Origin of the sequence: Streptococcus pluranimalium, assembly GCF_047785705.1 — a bacterium.
Taxonomy (GTDB): domain Bacteria; phylum Bacillota; class Bacilli; order Lactobacillales; family Streptococcaceae; genus Streptococcus; species Streptococcus pluranimalium_A.
In genome coordinates this window covers 1-812 of sequence record NZ_JBLOJV010000099.1, presented here as the reverse complement: position 1 = coordinate 812, position 812 = coordinate 1, and the positions used below count along the sequence as shown (strand labels likewise).

Sequence of the window (812 nt, the reverse complement as noted above, 5' to 3'; positions counted from 1 at the left end):
GTGACCAACCCAGCAGACGATGCACCGGTTGAAACAACTGTGACAGTTACCATTGATCGCGATACTGACAATGACGGTCAACCAGATAAGGATGACCAAGACGACGACAACGACGGTATCCCAGATGACACGGATAACAATCCGAAAGGCAAAGATGACTTGACGGTCACCGTTAGCCCAGCTAATGGCACGCCAGTCGTTGAAGGCCAGTTAATCGCACCGCGTCCAGCAGTTGTTGTCAATAAACCAAACGCAGTCATCACTGGTACCCAAACCAATGGCATCACTGTTGATGGCACTGGTAACTTAACGGGTACCCCAGAGATTACGGACTGGAACCCAGACGAAAACGACCGTGTCGTTAACGTTCCGGTAAACGTTGTGGTTGATACGCCAGCAGGTCAAGAAACCAAAGATATTCTCGTTCCAGTCACCGTCCAACGTGACACCGACAAGGATGGTCAGCCAGACGTGACGGATAACGATGATGACAACGACGGCATCCCAGATGACCGAGACGACAATCCAAAAGCTAAGGACGCTCTCACAGTTGAAACGGTTAATACTGTTCGTGTGACCGATAAGCAAGCAGTTGTCCCAGTCAAAGTGGTCACACCAAGCAAGTCCAACTCCGTGATTGCAAGCACAGAAACCAATGGTCTTCGTGTCGACGATCAAGGTCAGCTTGTCGGAACCCCAACCGATATCGTCTTCGTCGGCACTGCGGAAACAGCGACGGTTGAAATCCCAGTCACAGTGACCAACCCAGTAGACGATGCACCGGTTGAAACAACTGTGACAGTTACCATTGA

The 812-nt window shown here is 50.6% G+C and carries 1 pseudogene; it reads left to right on the top strand.

Annotation, left to right across the window (positions count from 1 at the left end):
- Nucleotides 1–812, top strand: a pseudogene (locus ACMZ6Z_RS09505) (hypothetical protein); the annotation flags it as partial.